Annotated in this window: 23 protein-coding genes; 16 read left to right on the forward strand and 7 right to left on the reverse strand. The window is 50.6% G+C overall.

All coding sequences use genetic code 11. The annotated features are described in order from the left end of the window. Positions 1–9: 9 nt before the first annotated feature. Entirely contained in the window at positions 10–591 is a 582-nt protein-coding gene (locus EYQ01_02935; GenBank protein ID HIE64771.1) for a hypothetical protein, read from the reverse strand. 172 nt (positions 592–763) lie between these two features. Here EYQ01_02935 and EYQ01_02940 point away from each other — a divergent pair, with 172 nt between their 5' ends. The 3 genes from EYQ01_02940 to EYQ01_02950 all read left to right on the forward strand — a co-directional run bounded on the left by EYQ01_02940 (position 764) and on the right by EYQ01_02950 (position 2,578). Then, positions 764–1,462, forward strand: a complete 699-nt coding sequence (locus tag EYQ01_02940; protein HIE64772.1) for an HAD family phosphatase — start codon at positions 764–766, stop codon at positions 1,460–1,462. Positions 1,463–1,547: 85 nt separating this feature from the next. After that, entirely contained in the window at positions 1,548–2,135 is a 588-nt protein-coding gene (locus EYQ01_02945) for a peptidylprolyl isomerase (GenBank protein ID HIE64773.1), read from the forward strand. Between the two features lie 56 nt (positions 2,136–2,191). Then, complete coding sequence (locus tag EYQ01_02950) at positions 2,192–2,578, forward strand: cytochrome c (GenBank protein HIE64774.1); 387 nt, start codon at positions 2,192–2,194, stop codon at positions 2,576–2,578. Positions 2,579–2,596: 18 nt separating this feature from the next. On the opposite strand, the gene EYQ01_02955 is transcribed toward EYQ01_02950, so the two are convergent. The 5 genes from EYQ01_02955 to EYQ01_02975 are packed head-to-tail and all read right to left on the reverse strand — an operon-like array spanning position 2,597 to position 5,653. Continuing rightward, positions 2,597–3,199 carry an HAD family phosphatase gene (locus EYQ01_02955; GenBank protein ID HIE64775.1) on the reverse strand — a complete coding sequence of 201 codons (603 nt, stop codon included), beginning with the start codon at positions 3,197–3,199 and terminating at the stop codon, positions 2,597–2,599. A 30-nt stretch (positions 3,200–3,229) separates the two neighbouring features. Beyond that, on the reverse strand, positions 3,230–3,727 hold the full coding sequence (locus tag EYQ01_02960; GenBank protein ID HIE64776.1) for a ferritin: 498 nt from the start codon (positions 3,725–3,727) through the stop codon (positions 3,230–3,232). Positions 3,728–3,777: 50 nt separating this feature from the next. Beyond that, complete coding sequence (locus EYQ01_02965; protein ID HIE64777.1) at positions 3,778–4,563, reverse strand: tRNA (adenine-N1)-methyltransferase; 786 nt, start codon at positions 4,561–4,563, stop codon at positions 3,778–3,780. Continuing rightward, positions 4,560–5,453 carry an adenine nucleotide alpha hydrolase family protein gene (locus tag EYQ01_02970; protein ID HIE64778.1) on the reverse strand — a complete coding sequence of 298 codons (894 nt, stop codon included), beginning with the start codon at positions 5,451–5,453 and terminating at the stop codon, positions 4,560–4,562. The genes EYQ01_02965 and EYQ01_02970 overlap by 4 nt, the downstream gene beginning before the upstream one ends. Before the next feature lie 5 nt (positions 5,454–5,458). Next, positions 5,459–5,653, reverse strand: coding sequence for a thiamine biosynthesis protein ThiS (locus EYQ01_02975; GenBank protein ID HIE64779.1), 195 nt, complete (start codon positions 5,651–5,653; stop codon positions 5,459–5,461). A gap of 98 nt (positions 5,654–5,751) precedes the next feature. On the opposite strand from EYQ01_02975, the gene EYQ01_02980 reads away from it, so the two are divergent. The 13 genes from EYQ01_02980 (at position 5,752) to uvrC (ending at position 16,787) form a co-directional block, all read left to right on the forward strand. Continuing rightward, positions 5,752–6,255 (forward strand): hypothetical protein, encoded by a 504-nt coding sequence (locus tag EYQ01_02980; protein ID HIE64780.1) that lies wholly within the window; start codon positions 5,752–5,754, stop codon positions 6,253–6,255. Positions 6,256–6,365: 110 nt separating this feature from the next. Beyond that, positions 6,366–6,611 (forward strand): AtpZ/AtpI family protein, encoded by a 246-nt coding sequence (locus tag EYQ01_02985; protein ID HIE64781.1) that lies wholly within the window; start codon positions 6,366–6,368, stop codon positions 6,609–6,611. Beyond that, on the forward strand, positions 6,608–6,916 hold the full coding sequence (locus EYQ01_02990) for a hypothetical protein (protein ID HIE64782.1): 309 nt from the start codon (positions 6,608–6,610) through the stop codon (positions 6,914–6,916). Before EYQ01_02985 ends, EYQ01_02990 begins: the two co-directional genes overlap by 4 nt. Then, a complete protein-coding gene (gene atpB / locus EYQ01_02995; GenBank protein HIE64783.1) occupies positions 6,916–7,671 on the forward strand; it encodes a F0F1 ATP synthase subunit A in 756 nt (251 codons plus the stop codon). The genes EYQ01_02990 and atpB overlap by 1 nt, the downstream gene beginning before the upstream one ends. A 79-nt stretch (positions 7,672–7,750) precedes the next feature. After that, complete coding sequence (gene atpE / locus EYQ01_03000) at positions 7,751–7,975, forward strand: ATP synthase F0 subunit C (GenBank protein HIE64784.1); 225 nt, start codon at positions 7,751–7,753, stop codon at positions 7,973–7,975. Between the two features lie 10 nt (positions 7,976–7,985). Beyond that, on the forward strand, positions 7,986–8,483 hold the full coding sequence (gene atpF / locus EYQ01_03005) for a F0F1 ATP synthase subunit B (protein HIE64785.1): 498 nt from the start codon (positions 7,986–7,988) through the stop codon (positions 8,481–8,483). Further along, the gene (gene atpH / locus EYQ01_03010; protein HIE64786.1) at positions 8,470–9,045 is read left to right on the forward strand and encodes an ATP synthase F1 subunit delta; all 576 of its coding nucleotides are present in this window, start codon (positions 8,470–8,472) and stop codon (positions 9,043–9,045) included. Before atpF ends, atpH begins: the two co-directional genes overlap by 14 nt. An 11-nt stretch (positions 9,046–9,056) precedes the next feature. Next, entirely contained in the window at positions 9,057–10,577 is a 1,521-nt protein-coding gene (locus EYQ01_03015; GenBank protein HIE64787.1) for a F0F1 ATP synthase subunit alpha, read from the forward strand. Between the two features lie 3 nt (positions 10,578–10,580). Further along, complete coding sequence (gene atpG, locus EYQ01_03020; GenBank protein HIE64788.1) at positions 10,581–11,447, forward strand: ATP synthase F1 subunit gamma; 867 nt, start codon at positions 10,581–10,583, stop codon at positions 11,445–11,447. A gap of 108 nt (positions 11,448–11,555) precedes the next feature. Further along, complete coding sequence (atpD, locus tag EYQ01_03025; protein HIE64789.1) at positions 11,556–12,956, forward strand: F0F1 ATP synthase subunit beta; 1,401 nt, start codon at positions 11,556–11,558, stop codon at positions 12,954–12,956. Next, the gene (gene atpC / locus EYQ01_03030; protein HIE64790.1) at positions 12,953–13,228 is read left to right on the forward strand and encodes an ATP synthase F1 subunit epsilon; all 276 of its coding nucleotides are present in this window, start codon (positions 12,953–12,955) and stop codon (positions 13,226–13,228) included. Before atpD ends, atpC begins: the two co-directional genes overlap by 4 nt. A gap of 207 nt (positions 13,229–13,435) precedes the next feature. Further along, positions 13,436–14,884, forward strand: a complete 1,449-nt coding sequence (locus EYQ01_03035) for a hypothetical protein (GenBank protein ID HIE64791.1) — start codon at positions 13,436–13,438, stop codon at positions 14,882–14,884. A gap of 94 nt (positions 14,885–14,978) precedes the next feature. Continuing rightward, entirely contained in the window at positions 14,979–16,787 is a 1,809-nt protein-coding gene (gene uvrC / locus EYQ01_03040; GenBank protein ID HIE64792.1) for an excinuclease ABC subunit UvrC, read from the forward strand. Positions 16,788–16,863: 76 nt separating this feature from the next. On the opposite strand, the gene EYQ01_03045 is transcribed toward uvrC, so the two are convergent. Continuing rightward, on the reverse strand, positions 16,864–19,101 hold the full coding sequence (locus EYQ01_03045) for an NADP-dependent isocitrate dehydrogenase (protein HIE64793.1): 2,238 nt from the start codon (positions 19,099–19,101) through the stop codon (positions 16,864–16,866). Positions 19,102–19,231: the final 130 nt, after the last annotated feature.

A 19,231-nucleotide genomic window follows, 5' to 3' on the forward strand; every position in this document is an offset into this window, starting at 1 on the left:
TATGTTCTGTCAATCCCCTGGGTCGAATAGGATAGGCCTTATTTTTATAGAATTCGGGGGAAAACCTTTAGCGTATACCAGGCTAAGTTCTCCTAATTTATTAAACATAACAATGGAACCGGCCGGCATCTCGGACATATGCATCATGCCCGTGACAATGCTCTCGAGAATATGGTTCGCGGTAACAGAACGGAGATTCAGGAGGTTTATCTTCTGCAGGACCCGGTGTTCTTGGAGTCGTCGATTTAAAAACTCTTCCTTTTTCTCAAGTTCTTGAATGGTATCCCAAAGAAGTTGCGTCGATTTCCCTGAGACCACAACGAAACGCCGGCTTGGAAAATCTAAGAGTTTTTTCTCAAAGTGAGGATCCCCGGTCAGATCGAAGACCAGATCGGCATCTAGGTTTTGTAACACCTGAAGCGGATCCTTGGTGGAAATGGGCAAGCCTTTTCTTTTCGCGAGGGGGACGGCCAAGGCGTTTGGGTCTCGATCGACTATTCCGACAACAACAATAACCCATGTGGACCGTAGTAAACGTTTTGAGACAATCGAGCCGCTTTTATCCGCGCCGATGATTACAACTTTTGACATCCTAGAACCCTACTCCATTTTTGATTAAAGTGTCAATAATCCACAGGGCCAGATCCAGAGGAGAAAATCGAGGGTGACACGGGCACGTCAAAAGAGATACTATCCGACTATATTTTGAGGCCAGGCTCGGATTTTTGGGCATGCGACTATGCAATGATAAAACTGGGCAGAGGTGAATAAGATGCTTAAAGCCATTATTTTTGATTGTGACGGGATCATTGCCGACAGTGAACCGCACCATTTAAGGGCATTTCAGACCACCCTGGAAGAGGAGGGGATTTCTCTGACTCGGGAAGAATATTATCATGAATACTTGGCCATGGATGACAAAGGTTTTTTTACAACGATTCTTTCCGTCTACAAGCGAACTGTCGATAATAAGATCCTTAAAAAACTGATCATCCGGAAGATGGCCCTTTACCGGATCTTGTCGGGGAAGGATCTTTACCTCTATCCGGGAGTGGTTGAATTTGTGAGAAAGGCAGAAGGGCGCTACCGTTTGGCGATTGCCTCCGGTGCCTTTCGCGGGGAAATCAAGGCGATTCTTGACAAGGGGGGGATGCGTGCGGCTTTCCCGGTGATTGTCAGCGCCCAGGACGTTAGAAATGGAAAGCCTCATCCTGAGGCATTTTTGACCGCATTGGCGAAACTCAATGCGCTTCCCCGGCAGAAGCAGTCGATCCCTCCGGAAGCCTGTGTTGTTATTGAAGATTCCCTGCACGGTCTCGAAGGGGTTCGTCTTGCAGGAATGCGCTCTCTTGCCGTCACAAATACATATCCTAAAGAAGTCCTTCGGGCCAAGGCCGATCGGGTGGTAAAGAGTTTGATGGATGTGGACCCGAAGGATCTAGAGGATCTTTGCAGGAAGTAGTGGCCATATTCTTGCGAATCCGTTCCTATTGGTGTAGTATCCCTCGACTATCAATTAAGGAGGTATGATGATGCATCTGTCTTTTATGGTGATGTTTTTTGCGGTTATTTTGATGACGACTGTCCCCAATATGGATGCCTCCGGGGAAGAGCTTCCTCCTGGTCTTTATGCCGTGATGGAAACCAACCTGGGCGACATTACGATTGAGCTTTTTCCAAAGGAAGCCCCTAAAACAGTCGAGAATTTTATCGGACTCGCAGAGGGGACGAAGGAGTGGACCGATCCGAAAACCAGGAAAAAAGTGAAAAAGCCGCTTTACGATAACATCATCTTTCACCGGGTGATCCCTGGTTTTATGATACAGGGCGGTGATCCGATGGAAAACGGGATGGGCGGTCCCGGTTACCAGTTTGGGGATGAGTTTACCTCGAAATTAAAGTTTGACCGGCCGGGCCGTCTTGCCATGGCAAATTCCGGCCCCAATACCAATGGCAGCCAGTTTTTCATTACAGAGGGAGCGACACCCCACCTGAATAACAAACACACCATCTTCGGCCAGGTTTTCAAAGGGCAAGATGTCGTTCGCAAGATTGCCAGGGCTCCAAAAGACCGCCGTGACAGACCCAATAACGATGTTACCCTCAAGAAGGTCCGGATCGTTCGATCAAAATAGGGGATGCTGAATAATGACCCCCTTTCAACGATGACCCCAGAAAGAGCGGTGTTCAGATGGAGAAATGGCTGGTACTTGCTGGTGTCTTTACGGCATTGTCACTGACGTCCTGTAGTAGTGATTCAAGCCGCTCGCCTTCGACGATGCAGGTAAGGAAGGCCCCCGCTGAGTTTGCAAAGGGAGAGACCTTTTTTAATGAGTCTTGTGCTGGATGCCATGGAAAAGGTGCCATCGGGACAGATCGGGGGCCGACCTTCCTTTCCAAGATTTACGCACCGAACCACCATGGAGACGCCGCCTTCCTCCTGGCGCCGCAGAGGGGCGTCCGGGCCCACCATTGGAAATTCGGGAACATGCCCAAGATCAGCGGCCTTGAAACCGAAGAGATCAAAGCGATCATTCCTTATATTCGTTGGTTGCAAAAGGAAGCGGGAATTTTTTGAGAGGGCTGTGCTCTGTCGTTACAAATCTGGAATGAATTTTGTTAGTTCCTTCCAGGTGTTCTCAACACCCATGTGATGTATTCCGTGCCACCCGCAGGCGATGGCACCCGCGATGTTTGTCTCAAGATCATCAATAAAAAGAGTTGTTTCTGGTCTTAAATTAAAGCGTTTTTCCGCCTCTCGGAATATCTTCTCCTCCGGTTTTACCGCGCCCACTTCAAAAGAGGCGAGCGCCCCATCACTGATTTTGTCAAGCCGACATTCCGTCAGGAGATAATCCCAGTGGAGGGCGCTGGTATTGCTGAGCAGATAGACGCCGAACCTGTTCCTGAGCGCCAAGGCAAGCGCCTGCATCTTGCAAATCGGTTTGAATATATAAACCCATTTTTCGGTGAGCCGGTCACGGTCGAGAGGAGACTTGAGCAGGTCGTTGATGTTGTCAATAAACGACTCACCAGAGAGATGGCCATACTCATACGAAAGAAGGTCTGTTTTTTCCACGAAGTCTTTTATTCCCTTTACCTCGGCCCCATTGTCTCGTAAGAAGGCAAAGAGATCCTGATAGGAGAAGTCGACGAGGACCCTTCCAACGTCAAAGACAATGTCGGTTATTCTTGTCATGGCGCACAGGTCTCCTGCCGCTCTCAAGGATTATTCTGAGGTTGAAAGGCTGGCGATTTCTTTGTCGATCCAGAAAATACCTTGTTTGTCATCTCCTATCAGATCAATCTTTTCAAGGATCATTCGAAACAGATGGTCTTCTTCATGCTGCTCTGCGACAAAGGTTTGCAAGAAGGTGAACGTCGAATAGTCTTTTTCCTGAAGGAAGAGGTCCACCATGCTTGTGATCTCCTTCGAGACGGTTACTTCTCGATCCAGAGCGATCTGAAAGGCGGCACGAACCCCTCCAAATTCTTCAGGTGGCGCTTCAACCTGCCCCACCTTGACCTTTCCACCTGTCTGGATCAGGTAATCCATGAGCGTATGCATGTGCTCTTCTTCTGATTCGTGGTGATCCTTAAAGAACGAACCGATCCCCTTTAAGCCTTTTTTAAAGGCCCAACAGGACATGGACAAAAACATTCTGGAGGTATAGGCCTCTCCGGCAATCTGGGTGTTTAAACGGTCAACCTGGGTTTTATTCAACATAGTAAATCCTCCAGTGGGTTATATAATTTCAAATGGATATTCTCTTTTGATTATCGTTTTATCCGCCTCGCGGTGGTGATGAAGCCGGAATGTCCGATCATCCGTAAGCTGGGCCGGACGCTTCGGCCATCAATATTCCATGGCCGGAGAAGGGTTTCGAAAGTTTCGATCGACTCAAAGGCCTTGGTCCCTCTTAAGGCCTCAACGACGCGTTCTATTTGCGGGACGGTTGGAAGAAAACAAAGGAAGATTCCTCCCGAACGGAGGGCCGATACCGCATGGGGGACAACCTGGTAGGGCTCCGGCAGATCGAGAATAATGCGGTCTACCGATTCTTCAGAAATCCCTTCATAGATATTTTCTTCGCGGAGAAGCAAGCGTTCCTGCGTGAGGGTTTTTCCCAGGTAGGTTTCGATATTGCTCAAGGCCCGGCGGGCAAAGTCGTCTCGGATTTCATAACTGATGACCTTGCCCTTTTCTCCGACGGCCTGGAGAAGGAAGAGCGTCAGCGCTCCCGATCCGATGCCGGCTTCAATGATGGTGGCTCCGGGGTAGACATCTGCCCAGACGGGAATGAGGGCCAGATCTTTAGGATAAAGGATCTGTGCGCCTCGCGGCATGTGGAGGGTGTATTCGGCCAATGTCGGCTTGAGGGCCAGAAAACGGGTGCCTCCGGAAAAACGGACCTCAGTTCCGTCTTCCTGGCCGATGATGTCGTCGTGGAGAATTTTTTCGCCGCTGAAGCCGAAGGTTGCTCCGGCCTTCAGGTTGAGCGGATAGGTCCGCCCCTTGTAATTGATCAGATGAATCCGTTCTCCGGACGCAAACAACCTCATGTGGCCACGCGTTCCATCAGGCGGCAATAACTGCAGATTTTGCCCCGCGTGGGTTGTCCGCAGGCTTCACAGCACTGGTTGTCCTCTTTCTGGGGAGTAAAGATCTCTTCCTTTTTTTGTAGATATCCGAGATAGAATTGATGCTTTGTCCCTGGAGAGGCCTCCTCTAATTTATTAAGCACCTCTTTATAGAGAAACATTTTGGCCCCTTTCGACATCGGACATTCTTCAACAATGTAGTCAATCCGGCTGATCACCGTATAAGCCGCGACCTCCCGCTCTGTCAGCCGGTAGAGGGGTCTCACCTTTCTGGCCCACTTTCCGCCTTCCGCTGAAAGGGCTGGAGATTGCTTCTGAAGATAATTTCCCTGCCACTGGAGGACATTTCCCAGAAGCCGGGCCGCTTCATCATCGAGATTATGCCCGGTTGCGACCACTGGAAAACCCTTTTCTTTTGCAATGCGATTAAAGTGGTAGCGTTTCATCGTCCCGCAGGCGGAGCAGGCGGGACGGGCCGTCTCCTGTGCAATTTCGATCACGCCGAGGCCATAGGCCTCCTGATAGGCATGCGTGATCAACTCAAGATTTCGTGCGAGGGCAAAGGCCTCAACCTTGTTTTGTGATGCCTCGGAATAAGACCCGATTCCAAGATTCAGGTGGAGCCCGACGGTCTGATAGCCCAGTTTGATCAGAATATCCCAGAGGGCGAGTGAATCCTTCCCTCCAGATACCGCGACGAGGACCGGCTCCTTTTTTTGAAGCATATTGTACTCAGAAAGCGCCCGTCTGACCTGATCATAGATGTAGAACTGAAAACAGAAACTGCAATACGCGGTATTGTGACGCGTCAACTTGATCACTGCCGGTTTTTTACATCGACGACATTTCATTCCATTCAACCCCCTGAAATCACCGGACGAATCTCAATTTCTGCCTCATCCGGAAGGATCGCGTCCTCCGCGACCAGTTCTTCCCCCCAAATGACAAGGTAGGCCTCCCTGGGGAGATTCAATTTTTTTAAGATATAAGCGGCTTCCCTTGGACCCTTCATGGAGATCTCTCTGAGGGGGTGGTAAAGCTTGATTTTCATGGAGAGCATGATAGTCGAATCACGTCTGAAATGCAATTTATTCTCCTGACCAAATAAGCATGTCAGAATGCAAAATGAATTTCTAGATATTGCATTTTATGAACGATTTCGTTATTTTGACGGAGGTTTTTGCGGTAGGCCTCAAATCAAGTAGATTGTGCATTATTAAAAATCTGAAAAAGGATGAGGTGGGGGGGATGGATATCTCAAGGGCGACTTATTTTGTAATTGGGACGGAAGACCGGCCTGGACAGTTGGCGCGATTTTCAAAACGAATGGCCGAGGCTGAAATCAATCTGGCCGGGGTCTGGTGTTTCGGAACCGGTCGGGGCAATGCAGAGATCATTGCGATTCCTCGTGATCCGCATGCCTTCAAGAAGGCGGTCCGGGGTTCCGGATGGTCTTTGAAAGAAGGAAGCTGCTTCCACCTGTGCGGAGAAGACAGGGCGGGTGCCCTTGCAGATACGCTTGATCGGATCGCACAGGAAGGGATCAACCTCTATTCCGTTGACGGGATGGGTTTTGAGTCGAGATACTCCGCCTATGTCTGGTGTGATGAGCAGGATGTTGAGAAGCTTCGGCAGGTATTAAAAGGGTGGTAGCTCAGGAATGTTCTATAAAAAACCCTCAGTATTGTTTGACAAAGATTCATTGGATGTGATAGAAGTGATCGTTTGTTATTAGTCTCTACCGGTTTCCAGCAGGGTGGCACTTGAAGCCTGACAAAAATCAGGGGAGTGACTGGAATTTCCTCCGCCGGTACGCGAATCTTGGCATCGAGATGGTGGTTTCAGTCTTGATAGGTGCCTGGGGGGGGCATAGCCTGGATGAATGGCTCGGCACCAGTCCCTGGTTTTTTTTGCTTGGGTTTCTCTTTGGTACTGCCTCTGGTTTCCTGAGCATCGTTCGGCTCATTGCCAGTGAAAAGACTCGAAAAAAGGAGAAAGAAAAAGAGTGATTGCATCTATTCTCATTGGAGGGGCCTTGGGCGGCCTTTATTACTATTCCCTGAAAATCACCGCATTTAAAGGATCTCAGAGGTCTATTTCTACAGAGCTCCGTTCTGCTCTAAGTGGTTTTCTGTTCAGACTCACAGTGATTGCATCCCTCTTATATATTCTGGACCGCTTTACTTCAGTAGATCTTCCCTGGCTGGTTCTTACGTTGGTTATCGTATTTTCGTTCTTTCTTTTTCTAAACGCGGCCATGGATTTCTGTAGTGATATTCGGCATCGGCGTACACAGCCCCTGAAAGGAAACTGATGGCAGAAGAGGCCCAAGGAATCGATCCGCTCCATCACTTCGAACTTCACTCGATCTACGATATCCACATAGCGGGGATCGACTTTTCGATAAACCAGGCAGTTATCTGGATCTGGATCGCTGCCGCAGTGGTTTTTGCCCTGTTTGTCTGGACCGCAAAGACGCAAAAACGTTATCCCAAGGGGAAACAGAACCTTGTTGAATCGGTCCTGGACTTCCTGATGAAAGAGATTGTGTTGAAGGTGATCGGCGAAGAAGGGCGATTCATCTTCCCTTTTATCGCGACACTCTTCCTTTTCATTCTCACCTCAAGTCTTCTGGGCTTGATTCCCGGTTCCTTCACCCCCGTTGCAAATATCAATGTTACGGCGGGTCTGGCCCTGATGGTCTTCGTGACGGTCCAGGGCGTGGGGGTGAAGAAGCATGGCCTTGTCGGATATCTCAAGGGATTTATTCCTCCGGGCGTCCCCTCATGGATCCTGCCGCTCATGCTCCCGATTGAATTTATCGGCCAACTGGCCAAGCCTCTTTCTCTGGCCATCCGGCTGTTTGCCAATATGTTGGCGGGACACATTGTTATACTGGTTTTTTTATCCCTGATTATTTTGCTCAAAAGCATTCCTGTGACGCCCTTGCCCATCGTGGGTGTGGTTATTATGAGTGCTTTTGAGATCTTTGTTGCATTGATTCAGTCTTTTATTTTTTCCATCCTGACGGCAACCTATTTTTCGGCGGCCATCCATATGGAACATTAATAAGGACAGATCCTAAACGGCGCAGTGGGCGCATTGTTGATAACAAATTGGTGTTGACTTAACTAAGGAGGATGAGAGTATGGAGGGTATGACTTACGTAGGCGCGGTAATGGGGATAGCGCTGGCCGCTTTTGGAGGTTCCCTGTCGATTGGGTGGCTTGTTGGAAAGACGATGGAGGCCATGTCGCGGCAGCCGGAGGTTGCAGGGGAACTTCGTACCACCATGTTGATTTCAATCGCGTTTATCGAGGCCCTGGCCCTGTATACCCTGGTGGTCGCGCTCTTGTTGGTCATGACAAAATAAGGGGAATGCCATGTTTGAACCCGATCCAGGTTTAATGATATGGACCGTTGTCTCTTTTCTCCTGCTTCTTGCGTTGCTGAAGCAGTTTGCCTACAAGCCCATTCTGGATCTTATGGAAGGCCGGGAGAAGTCGATCAAAAATGCGATTGACGATTCCGAGAGGGGCCGCGCGGAGGCAGAGTCTCTTCTTTTCGAGTATAAGAAGCAGTTGGAGGAGGGACGGGGCGAGGTGCAAAAGATGATAGAAGAGGGCCGGGCTGCCGGAGAAATCCTGCGGAAAGAGATCCTGTCCAAGGCCTCTGAAGAGTCAAAGGATTTGGTCAAGAAGGCCCAGGAAGAAATCGAAAGGGAGAAGCAAAAGGCCCTGATCGAACTCCAGGCCCAGGTTGCAGAACTCTCGATACAGGTTGCAAGCAAGATGGTTCAGAACAATTTAAGTGCGCAGGACCACAATAAGTTGATCGAAGGGGCCCTCGACCAGGTCAAAGAGGCTTATGGAAAAGTCTGACAAACAGACCAGAGAGATTGCGCGTTCCTACGCAGAGGCCATTCTGGCGATTGCCTGCTGTGAAGGGGTTCTTGAGAAGGTCGAGGAAGAACTGACGCAATTCAAGACCGTCTTTGATAAAAACCCGGCGCTGCTTGAGTTCCTGAAAGACCCCAAGATCACCCCGGAAGGGAAAGAGAAGGCCATTGAAGAAATCCTGGGCGGTGAAACCTCCCAGATTTCCCGGCATCACATCCGGCTGGCGATTGATCAGTCCAGGGGGGGGCTTCTGCCTGAGATCTTCAACGCGCTTTTTGAGCTTGCATCCGAATCCCGGGGCCGGACGACTGCAAGGGTCATCACGGCAGTTCCTCTGTCTGAAGAATTAGAAAAGAAACTTGAAAGTACTCTCACGGAACTCACGGGCGAAGCGGTCTTTTTGAAGAAGTCGGTTGATCCCTCAATCCTCGGCGGTATCGTGATTCAGATGGGAGAACGGATCATCGATGGGAGTCTGCGCCGTCAGCTTAGCCGTTTGCGTGAGGAGATTTCGAGCAAGATTCTGGCTGAGAAGGGAAAATAAGGGGAAGACAATTGAAAATAGATCAAGGTGAAATCGCAAGCGTACTCCAGAAGTATATCGAAGGCTATCAAGCGGACATTACTATCGAAGAGTCCGGTGAAGTCTTAAGTGTCGGTGATGGTATTGCCCGGCTCTCCGGATTGAAGAATGCCATGGCCGGAGAACTGGTTTCCTTTCCGAATGATGTGGTCGGGATGATTTTGAACCTTGAAAAAGACGACGTCGGCGTGATCCTTTTTGGAGAGACCAGCAAAATCAAGGAAGGGGATCTCGCCAAGCGAACCGGAAAAATTGCGCAGATCCCCGTGGGTGAAGCAATGGTCGGTCGTGTTGTCAATGCGCTCGGACGTCCGATTGACGGGAAAGGTCCTATCGTCACAGATCGTTCTCGTATTCTTGAGGGCGGGGCTCCGAACGTGGTCGCCCGTGAGTCGGTTAAAGAGCCGATTCAAACCGGTCTCAAGGCGATTGACGCCATGATCCCGATCGGTCGAGGACAGCGGGAACTTATTATTGGTGACCGGCAGACCGGAAAAACGGCGATTGCCGTGGATACAATTATCAATCAGAAGGGCAGCGGGGTTTATTGTGTTTATGTCGCCGTGGGAGGGAAATCGTCCAACGTGGCCTCGGTGGTTGAGACCCTGGAAAAGTATGGTGCGATGGAATATACCACCGTTGTTTCCGCGACGGCCAATGAGCCCGCCTCTTTGCAATATATTGCGCCTTATGCCGGTTGTACAATCGGCGAAGAATTTATGTATAACGGAAAACACGCCCTGGTGGTCTATGATGATCTCTCTAAACATGCACAGGCCTATCGTCAGTTGTCGCTTCTCCTTCGGCGTCCTCCGGGAAGAGAGGCCTATCCGGGAGATGTCTTTTTTCTCCATTCCCGCCTCCTGGAACGTGCGGCAAAACTGAATAAAGATCTCGGCGGCGGATCATTGACCGCCCTTCCGATTATTGAGACACAGGCCGGTGATGTCTCCGCCTATATCCCCACAAACGTGATTTCCATTACAGATGGACAAATCTATCTTGAACCCGATCTTTTCTACTCGGGGGTTCGTCCTGCAATTAATGTGGGTCTTTCTGTTTCCCGTGTTGGCGGAAACGCCCAGACCAAGGCGATGAAGAAGGTATCCGGTCGCTTGCGGCTCGACCTTGCGCAATACCGAGAACTGGCCGCATTCGCCCAGTTTGGGTCTGATCTGGACAAGGCGACTCTGGCGCAGTTAAAGCGGGGGGAAAAGATGGTCGAGCTGCTCAAGCAGGGGCAGTATAAACCCTACTCCCTTGCGGAACAGGTCATGACGATCTATGCCGGAACGATGGGTCACCTTGACGATCTGAATACCGAGGATGTCCAGGCCTTTGAAGAGGCTTATTTGAAGATGATGGCCGAACAACATCCGGAGCTTGTACGGGAAATCGTGGAAAAAAAGGCCTTAAACGAGACATTGAACAAAAAAATGGATGAAGCCATCACCGCCTTCAAGAAGGGATGGCGTCCCGTGGGGACTGCTTAAAGAATGGGCGTCACCCTCCGCGAACTCAAGGGGCGTATCCGCTCCGCAAAAAAAACCCAGCAGATTACCAAGACCATGCAGATGGTTGCTGCCTCACGCCTGAAGAAATCTGAACAGACCTTTCGCCGCGCCAAGCCCTATTATGAAAAGATGGAGTTGATCCTGTCGCACCTGATGGCCTCTGCAGGAGAGGTGAAGCATCCCTTCTTCGAGTTGCGTGATGTCAAGACCATCGGTCTGCTGGTGGTGACCTCTGACCGCGGTCTTTGCGGTGCCTACAATTCGAGCATCATTTCCCGTGCCGAGTCCTTCCTGAAAGAGCCGAGATCCCAGGAAGTGAAGCTGATACTTATTGGAAAAAAGGGCCATGATTATTTTCAAAAAAGGGAGTGGCCCATCCTCTTCAGTGTTCTCGATCTAGGCGGCACCCCGGACTATCAGAGGATTTCTGGGATTACCGACCGGGTGGTGGAGGCTTATCTTTCCGGCACCCTTGATGAAGTGCAGGTCCTTTACACCAGCTTCATCTCTGCGATATCAACAAAACCGGTCTTAAAGAAGTTTCTCAATGTTCAGCAGGAAAAAGGGGTTGAAGATCCGGACCAGGCCCCTGATTTTATTCTGGAGCCCGATTTTTCTACAATTATAGACCAGTTTCTGTCGCGGCAGATCAAGTCGAGGATGTATTCCACCCTTTTGGAGTCTTTTACCGCAGAGAACTCCTCGCGGATGGTCGCGATGAAAAATGCAACGGACAGTGCCAATGAGATGATCGACCATTTGAGCCTGATGGGAAACAAGGCACGGCAGGCGGCTATTACGAATGAGATATTAGAGATTGTCACGGCCGGTGAGGCAATGAAGGCTTAAATTCTACGTAACCGCTAGAGGGTACAGTTATCAGGGTGTAGGTGGCAGGATAAAGATGAAAGTCCTACCTGTATCCTGATAATTGTACCTTGTGAAAGGAGTATATTTATGGCAACAGGCAAGATTTTACAGGTGATCGGACCTACGGTTGATATCCAATTCCCATCAGACCAGCTCCCCCAAATTTTGAATGCCGTCCAGATCAAAAACACCTTAACAAATACCGAGATCATTGTAGAGACGGCACAACATCTCGGGGACGATGTGGTGCGCTGTATCGCCATGCGTTCTACGGATGGTCTTGTCCGCGGGATGGAGGCCGTTGACCTTGGCGAGCCAATCTCGGTCCCGGTGGGTGAGCAGACCCTTGGCCGGATGTTCAACGTGACCGGAGAGACCATCGATGGCTTGGGCCCTGTCGCGAATCCGGAGAAGAAATGGCCGATCCATCGATCCAGTCCTTCCTTTGAAGATCAGGTTCCTGTCACATCAATCCTGGAAACCGGAATAAAAGTGGTCGATCTCCTTGCACCCTACGCAAAAGGGGGGAAGGTTGGCCTTTTTGGAGGGGCCGGGGTTGGGAAGACTGTCATCATCATGGAACTCATTCGAAATATCGGGGCAGAGCATGGCGGTTATTCCGTCTTCGCTGGAGTGGGCGAACGGACCCGTGAAGGGAACGATCTTTACGCTGAGATGACGGAGTCCGGTGTGTTGAATAAAACGGTCCTCGCCTTCGGCCAGATGAATGAACCTCCCGGAGCCCGTTTACGAATTGGTCTTTCCGCCCTGACCATGGCCGAATATTTCCGGGACGAAAAAGGACAGGACGTACTGCTTTTTGTGGACAACGTTTTTCGCTTTGTTCAGGCGGGTTCTGAGGTGTCGGCACTTCTGGGAAGAATGCCTTCGGCCGTCGGGTACCAGCCGACCCTGGCCACAGAGATGGGAGAACTCCAGGAGAGAATTACCTCGACGACTACGGGATCGATTACCTCCGTCCAGGCCATCTATGTCCCGGCTGACGACATCACCGATCCGGCACCGGCAACAACCTTTACACATCTCGATGCCACGACCGTTCTTTCCAGGCAGATTGCAGAGCTCGGAATTTATCCCGCCGTCGATCCCCTGGATTCGACCTCCCGTCTGCTGGACCCGCAGGTGATCGGGGATGAACATTATCAAATAGCCCAGGATGTTCAGCGTATCCTTCAGAAATATAAGGAACTGCAGGACATTATTGCCATTCTGGGGATGGACGAACTCTCTGAAGAAGACCGTCTGACCGTTCAGCGTGCCAGAAAGATCCAGCGGTTCCTCTCGCAGCCTTTCTTCGTCGCCGAGGTCTTTACGGGCACTCCCGGTAAATATGTGAAATTAGAGGACTCCATCAAGGGTTTCCAGAAGATTGTTGCCGGTGAGATGGATGAACTTCCGGAGCAGGCCTTCTACATGGTTGGGACGATTGAAGAAGCGCAGGAGAAGGCGGAGAAGTTGAACGCATGAACCAAAAGACCTTCCAGTTGACCGTGACGACGCCGGAGCAGATATTTTTTAAAGGCCCGGTCCGGTCTATCGTGGTTCCCGGCGGTCTTGGGCGTATGGGTGTCCTGGTAAATCATGCCCCGCTCATTACGACCCTCGTACCCGGTTCCCTGGTGATTACCTCTCCGGAAGGGAACAAAAGGGAGCTTTCCATCGGCCCGGGATTTCTCGATGTAAGCAACAATGAGGTTACACTCTTGACCGAAACGGTCAACCAGGATCAGGTAACCTGACTGCATCCTCCTTATAATGAGCCTCGATTTTCCAGTTACTGGATCAAGGGATGGTCTTTTCCCTAGACAATAAACTATAATAAGGTCATTTTAATCTTTTTTTTTCGTGGAATTCTTCGACCATTCAGTCTTATCGCAAACTTTAGACGATATCGATTAATACCAGATTGACATCTGTTACTAATCCAACACATTGAGGAGGGATTGATGAAAAGATCATTAGGAGTTGCCTTGGCCGTGGCGGCACTACTCTATTCGGCTTCGGTTTATGCTGCAGATTTTGATATTGAAGGAGATTTCCGAGTTCGCGGTGTCTATAGTGACAATCTGAGTGATGCTAATGATGTTTTAGATGATCAAACAGCCTTTTCCGACGGCCGCTTCCGTCTGAAGACGACGATTACGGCGGGGATGACCTCTGCCGTCGTCATTGTCGATTTCACGAACAGCTTTAATGATCCGGGTAACACGCTCTGTCCCGGGCCCTCTACGACAGGTGGAACTATTCCCGTTTCAGGTGCTTCTTCCTTCTGCGGAACAGGAAATTTCCGATTTGGGACGTCCAGTTTTGGAGGCAGCTATAATATTGTCGGTGTCCGCGAGGCCTATCTGAAGTTTGCGCTTAATCCTCTCAAGGTGGTTCTCGGGCGTAAGCAGTTTACGCTGGGGCATGGTCTGATTTTAGACGATACAATCGATGTCATTGCCGGGAATTTTATGATGGGTCCGGCGAGTGTAACCTTAATAGACGCGAAGCTGGTTGATACTCAAACGGGGAATGTCTTTAACCAGGGAAGTACCGGTGGTGATACCAATCTTTATATTCTCAATCTCGGCATGAACCACGGTGATGCGCATGTCTTGGGGCTCTTTGTCACTTATATGAATGACCGGAACAATTCCCTCCTTGCCCCGGCAATTGGGGCGGGGTTGCCACTTCCCCCGGTCGGGTTTCCCATCGTACCTGGGTTGCCCGGTGATGCGACACTTTTAACTATTGGCCTTACGGCCGATGGGTCGATCGGTCCGATAGCCGGTCGATTTGAAATTGATTTTCTTGAGGGAACCATTGAGGGCGTCGGCCCTGCAGACATCGATCTGGAAGGTTTGAATCTTCTCGTTGGTGCCGGAATGCCCATCGGACCGGCAAATATCGACCTGAGCTTCCTTCTGACCTCGGGCGATGAGAGTCCAACCGACACTAAAATTAATGTCAACGGGGTCTCCGGAAATTTCGTCCTGGGGAACATCTTGGTCAATGACGATATCAACAGCGACCGGGATGGACAGTGTGCAAGTGTCATGGCAGGACCTCTATCCGGTCGAATGGGATCTGGTGGTCGCGGTTGTATCGGCGGTCTCGGCATCACGGCTGTAAAACTTTCTGCTGTTCTTGCCTCAGATATCTGCCATACTGAGCTGGCGGTCATTTGGGCTCAGACAACGGAAGACCCTGCTGTCGGCGCGGATAGTGATCTAGGGGTCGAAATCGACCTGAATCACGATCATAAACTTGATGACAATCTTTCTATAGCCGTCAACCTTGGATATCTTGCCTCAGGGGACGCATGGAAGACCTTGGGAACCCCTGGCGGGGGCACCAGTCCGACGGATGATCAGCTTAAAGGGATCATCTCTGTAAACTATCGGTTCTAAGAACGGATTAAGTGTGTTTTATTAAAAAGCCTCCCGGAATTCCGGGGGGCTTTTTTTGTTGGGGCTTTCTATGCGTGTTTGATAATATGTGGCCATGGACATACAACAAAAAATAGAGGCCCTTCCCAAGAGTCCGGGCGTTTATCTCATGAGAGGGAAGAAGGGCGAGATTCTGTATGTCGGGAAGGCGAAGGTCTTGTCGAGCCGGGTCCGGAGCTACTTCCATTCCGGCAAAGATCAAAGCCCCAGGATTAGGTCGATGGTGGGCCAAGTTGCGGATATTGAAACAATGGTAACCGCCTCTGAACTAGAGGCCCTGATCCTCGAGAACAACCTGATCAAGAAACATCGACCGAGATACAATGTTATCCTGCGAGATGACAAGAACTACCCCCTTCTTCGTCTTCCGATCGGGGATGATTTTCCCCGGCTTGAGATTGTTCGCAAGGTCAAGAAAGACGGGGCACTTTATTTCGGGCCCTATGTCCCCGCGGGGGGCCTCCATGAGATGCTCCGCCTCTTGAGGCGGATCTTCCCTCTTCCGAACTGTAGTATCGTGATCGATGGAAGGGCGGACCGCGCCTGTATTGAATTTGAAATTAAGCGCTGTCTTGCCCCATGCACCGGCAATCAGTCAAAGGCAGATTACGGTCGGATGATCGACCAGGTCCGGCAGTTCCTGGAAGGGCGGGATAAGATACTCTTGAAGACCTTGCGGGAGAGAATGCAGCAACGGGCGGAGAATCTCGACTTTGAGGCAGCGGCGAAGATTCGGGACCAGATCATGAAGATTGAAGGCGCTCTTGAACGCCAGCGCATTACATCGGTGCGGATGGAAGACCGTGATGTGATCGGGTTTTTCAGAAAAGGGGAGGCACTTGACCTCCAGGTTCTCTTCATCCGAGGCGGAAAGCTGGTCGGCAGAAAAGACTTCTTCCTTGAGCATATGGCCGAGACCCCGGATGAAGAACTCTGTACCGGATTTCTTCAGCAATTCTACACCAAGGAAGGGGTAATTCCAAAAAAGATCCTGCTCCCGCTTCCTTTGACGGAAAGAGTCCTGTTGGAAAAGTGGCTTTCCGGGCGGCGAGGAGGCGTCGTCCAACTTCTCTCCCCTTCGAGGGGAAAGGGTCTGGCTCTGTTGCGTCTGGCTCAGGAAAATGCCGAATCTTCTCTGGACGGCCACTTGAAGCTTCGGGCCGGCGGCATGGCGAAGATGGAGATGCTTCAGGAGCTGCTCCACTTGAAAAGGTCGCCTTATCGAATCGAGGGCTACGATATCTCTAATATTATGGGAACGAGCGCTGTTGGGTCGATGGTGGTTTTTGAAAAGGGCAAGGCCAAGCGCTCGGATTATCGGCACTTTCGGATCAAAACCGTTGAAGGGGCAGATGATTTTGCGATGATGGCCGAGGTTCTGTCCCGGCGCATGACTCATCTGAAAGAAAAGCCAGAGACGCCTCCTGACCTGATCTTGATTGATGGCGGAAAAGGTCAGATCTCAGCGGTCGGATCGGTTCTTGACAAGTTTCACCTGGGATCATTCGATTTGATCGGCCTGGCCAAGGAAAAGGGAGACCGAGGGGAACGGGTTTATCTTCCGGGCCGAAGTAGTCCGATAGAACTCCCCCCCGGCTCACCCGCCACCCATCTGTTGATGCAGGTGCGGGACGAGGCCCACCGCTTTGCAGTGACCTATCATCGTAAGATCCGTGGCAAGAAGATGCTCCGTTCCCGGCTTCAGGAAGTCGAAGGGATCGGGAAACTCCGACGGACGGCGCTGTTGAAACACTTTGGAAGTCTTTCAAATATCGAGGCGGCGAGCCTCGAGGATCTGGAAAAGGCTCCAAAAATAAATAAGAAGGTAGCAAAAATATTATTTGAGTCGATTAAAAAGCAGTAAAAAAACCCAAGGTTCCATCTCAGCCCTTGGGGGTTTTTTGAAGCATATTCAGATTGTGTTTCTTTGAAGCGGTTTTTTACACGATCGCATTCACGATCGCATTGAGGGTGTTGCTCGGACGCATTGCTTTTTCCATCTTTTCCTGGTCCGGACGATAATAACCTCCGAGCTCAACCGCCTGTCCCTGAGCGGCTTTCAGTTCCTCAGTAATCTTCACTTCGTTCTCCCCAAGCTGTAAGGCGATGGGAGCAAAATATTCCTGAAGATCTTTATCTTCTGTCTGCGCGGCCAAGGCCTGTGCCCAGTACAAAGCGAGGTAGAAATGGCTTCCCCGATTGTCGAGTTCACCCACCTTGCGGGAGGGTGAACTGTTGCTGCCCAGAAACTTTCCGGTGGCCTGATCCAGTGTTTCTCCCAAGGTTTTTGCCTTGGGATTGTTGCTTGATTTGCCCAGATGTTCCAATGATGCGGAAAGGGCCAGAAATTCGCCAAGGGAATCCCACCGGAGATGTCCTTCTTTCACCATCTGCTGGACATGTTTCGGAGCAGAACCTCCGGCGCCGGTTTCAAAAAGTCCGCCGCCATTCATGAGGGGTACAATGGACAGCATTTTCGCGCTGGTTCCCACTTCCAGAATCGGAAAGAGATCGGTGAGATAATCACGCAGGACATTTCCGGTGACCGAAATGGTGTCTTTCCCCTCTTTGATTCTTTTTAGTGAAAAGCGGATAGCTTCGACCGGAGGCATGGTATGGATTTCCAGACCCTCTGTGTCGTGATCCTTCAAATAGCGGTTCACCTTTTCGATGAGCCGGGCGTCGTGCGCCCTGTTTTTGTCCAGCCAGAAAACAGCGGGTGTATTACTTGCCCTTGCCCGGGTGACGGCCAGCTTGACCCAATCCTGTATCGGCAAGTCCTTTGCCTGGCACATGCGCCAGATATCTCCTTCTTCCACAGCATGTTCGAGCAGGGTTTGTCCGGACGTGTCCACAACGCGGATGGTCCCCGTTCCGGGGGCCGTGAATGTCTTGTCGTGAGAGCCGTATTCCTCTGCCTTTTGCGCCATCAGCCCCACATTGGGAACACTGCCCATGGTCGCGGGATTGAAGGCGCCATGTTCTTTACAAAAGGCGATGACTTCCTGATAAATCCCCGCGTAGCTGCCATCCGGGATCACGGCCTTCATATCGTGAAGCTGGCCATCCGTGCCCCACATTTGACCCGAAGTGCGAATCGCGGCGGGCATTGAAGCATCGATAATTACATCACTCGGAACATGGAGGTTCGTGATGCCTTTGTCTGAGTTGACCATGGCCAGTTCCGGACGGTTTTTATAGCAAATCTGGATATCGGCCTCAATTGCTTTCCGTTGATCTTCCGGCAGGCCCTCGATCTTCGCGTAAAGATCACCCATCCCATTGTTGGGGTTGAAACCTAATTTTTCGAGAACCGATCCGTGTTTCTCAAAGAGATCTTTGAAGTAAACTGAAACGGCATGGCCGAAAATAATGGGATCTGAAACCTTCATCATTGTGGCCTTGAGATGGATGGACCACAGCACGCCGCTGTTCTTTGCATCTTCCATTTCCGTCTCAAGAAATTCGCGCAAGGCGCTGCGGCTCAGAAGCGAGGCGTCAATGACCTCTCCCTCGATAAGGGCTGTTTTTTCTTTGAGTACGGTGGTCTTGCCATTTGAGTCAAGAAACTCGATCCGTGCGTCCCCAACGGAGGCCCCGGTAATGACAGTAGACTTTTCGCTGGTGAAAAAATCGCCGCCTTTCATATGGGCGACATGTGTCTTTGAGTTGACAGACCACGCACCCATGGAATGGGGGTTGTCTTTTGCATATTGTTTGACCGAAACGGGCGCCCTTCGGTCTGAATTGCCCTCTCTCAAAACAGGATTGACGGCGCTCCCTTTCACCTTGTCGTATCGTCCCTTGATTTCTTTCTCCGCATCGTTTTCAGGAGCGTCAGGATAGTCGGGGAGTTTATAGCCTTTTCCCTGTAACTCTTCAATGGCCGCCTTCAACTGCGGAACGGACGCACTGACATTGGGGAGTTTGATAATGTTGGCCTCGGGTGTCTTTGCGAGTGTACCCAGTTCAGCCAGATCATCCGCCTGCCGTTGGCTGTCCGTAAGATTTTCAGGGAAGTTCGCGATAATCCGGCCTGCAAGGGAGATATCCCTGGTTTCAACGGCAACGCCGGCGGCCTCTGTGAAGCCCTTGACAATCGGGAGAAAAGAGTAAGTGGCCAGTGCAGGGGCTTCATCAACCTTCGTATAAATAATTTTGTGGGTTTGTGTTGTCATGGGTTTTTCCTCTTTAAAAGATCTCGATTTCCGAACACTAATTTCTAAAGGATTTACCGAACCCTTGTCAACTCTTTTCCTTACCACGAGCCCAATAGGGGATCTTGTGGCTTCAATCCAAATTGACACT

It is taken from the genome of Candidatus Manganitrophaceae bacterium, from assembly GCA_012960925.1.
Taxonomy (GTDB): Bacteria; Nitrospirota; Nitrospiria; order SBBL01; family JAADHI01; genus DUAG01.